Source organism: Mesorhizobium sp. M7A.F.Ca.CA.001.10.2.1 (genome assembly GCF_003998575.1).
Taxonomy (GTDB): domain Bacteria; phylum Pseudomonadota; class Alphaproteobacteria; order Rhizobiales; family Rhizobiaceae; genus Mesorhizobium.
Genome location: NZ_RZQY01000862.1, coordinates 1 through 2061 on the forward strand (window position 1 = coordinate 1; position 2061 = coordinate 2061).

Consider the following 2061-nt stretch of genomic DNA (forward strand, 5'->3'; position numbering starts at 1 on the left):
ATCTCTACGAGCGCATGCAGCGCAAAGGCTTCCTGTTCCGCGACTGCCAGCGGCTGATCAACAACGACCGCAACCACTTTGCCGCCTGCATGGTGGCGCTGGGCGACGCCGACGGCATCGTCACCGGTGTCACCCGCAACTATTCGACCGCGCTCGACGACATCCGCCGCGTCATCGACGCCAAGCCCGGCCACCGCGTCATCGGCGTCTCGATCGTGCTGGCGCGAGGCAAGACCGTGCTGGTCGCCGACACCGCCGTGCACGATATGCCGAATGCCGAGCAGATCGCCGACATCGCCGAGGAGGCCGCGGGCTTTGCCCGCCGCATGGGTTATGAGCCGAGGCTCGCCATGCTCGCCTATTCCACCTTCGGCCATCCACAGGGCGAGCGCTCCGAACGCGTCCAGGAAGCGGTGCGCATCCTCGACAAGCGCCGCGTCGATTTCGAATATGACGGCGAAATGGCCGCCGACGTGGCGCTCAACGCGCGGGCCATGGCGCAATATCCGTTCATAAGGCTGACCGGCCCGGCCAATGTGCTGATCATGCCGGCGTTCCACTCGGCTTCGATCTCGACCAAGATGCTGCAGGAACTCGGCGGCTCGACGGTGATCGGCCCGCTGCTGGTCGGGCTGAACAAGCCGGTGCAGATCGTGTCGCTGAATGCCAAGGACTCGGACATCGTCAACATGGCGGCGATCGCGGCCTATACGGCGGGGACTTGAGCGGCGAGCCTTAGCGGTGAGTCCGGGAGGCGTTCAGCCCGGCGCGAACACGCGCGCAGCCTCGACGACCTCGTCCACCTGATCCTGCCGCAGCAAGTCGATCGGGACGCGCCCGTCGAGTTGCGCCGAGGGCCGCGTCAGCCACAGCCATGCGAGCCTTGGATTGGTGATCAGCGACAGCACGTCGCGAATGCCTGCAACCGGCCGTCCATCGACGAACTGCGCCAGCGGGAAGACATGTTTGCGGCCGCCCTTGCGCAAGGCGATGACCTCGCCCCGCCGCTGCCAGCGGTGCAGGGTCGAGCGGGCGATACGCAAATTCTCTTCCAGATAGGTCGAGCCGGCGACGCGGCCCGCCCAGTCCTCGATCAGCATCGATTCGAGATCGTCGGATTTTGGCAGCGAAGGAGGCTCGACATCGATCAATGGGGTCGTCGGCGGATTGATCACGCCGGCTATACCGGCTTCGCTGCGGCGCGCGGCTTCCGCCGCCAGCGCGCGCACGAATTTCGAGGCCAGGCCGGGCAGGTCGGCATGGATGGCGTCGATAGCGCGCTGGTGCTTCGGTGACAGCAAGGTGACGGCGGACGCTATGCTGCCGGCGATTTTGCCGACCGAGACCATGGTGGGCTTGTTGATGGCCTCGTCATAGTGGGCAAGCGCGCGTTCGACGTCTTCGGCGACCATCTCGGCGAAGTCGTCCTGCTTGAGGCCCTGGAGCTGAAATCTGTTCATACATCTGTCTTCTGGGCCGCGCTCTCCTCCCACAGCTGCGGCCGGCTGTTGAATCTCTAGAGCGGAAAGCGGAAATCGCGACGGCAACGAATCCGGCCGCCCGACAGCATGCTGTCTAGCATTTCTTGACACCCCAACTGGCTGAGGGCGCACCGAAATGTCAGTCGCGGGACGCCCGGATTGCGTGTAGGTGCGATGTATGACAGCCGCGCGACGGTGAGGGGCGGAGGCGGCCTTCCCTTCTCCCCCTGTGGGAGAAGGTGGATTGGCGCGCAGCGCCAAGACGGTTGAGGGGTGTTGGACGGAGTACCGTCAGTGCCAAGCTGGAGCACCCCTCATCCGTCGCCTTCGGCGACACCTTCTCCCACAGGGGGAGAAGGGAAGAGCTTTCCCTACAGCAACCCCGCCTGCTCAGCCTCGCGGCGCAGATTCTGCCGTGGCCTGGGGCCGATCTGCTGGATCACCAAGCCGGCCGCCAGTGAGCCAAGGTCGCCGCAAGTCTGCAGGTCGCGGCCTTGCGTGTAGCCATGCAGGAAGCCGGCGGCATAGAGATCGCCGGCGCCCGTCGTGTCGACCAGTTCCTTGATGGCGGTCGCCTTGA

At 65.4% G+C, this 2061-nt stretch carries 3 protein-coding genes; 1 reads left to right on the forward strand and 2 read right to left on the reverse strand.

The annotated features are described in order from the left end of the window. On the forward strand, positions 1–725 hold a 725-nt coding region (locus EN964_RS32730), incomplete at its 5' end, for a phosphate acyltransferase (RefSeq protein ID WP_281059589.1). Between the two features lie 33 nt (positions 726–758). Here the strand turns inward: EN964_RS32730 and EN964_RS32735 are convergent. Further along, complete coding sequence (locus EN964_RS32735) at positions 759–1460, reverse strand: antitoxin Xre/MbcA/ParS toxin-binding domain-containing protein (RefSeq protein WP_127266637.1); 702 nt, start codon at positions 1458–1460, stop codon at positions 759–761. Between the two features lie 392 nt (positions 1461–1852). Further along, on the reverse strand, positions 1853–2061 hold a 209-nt coding region (locus tag EN964_RS32740), incomplete at its 5' end, for a PfkB family carbohydrate kinase (RefSeq protein WP_245463583.1).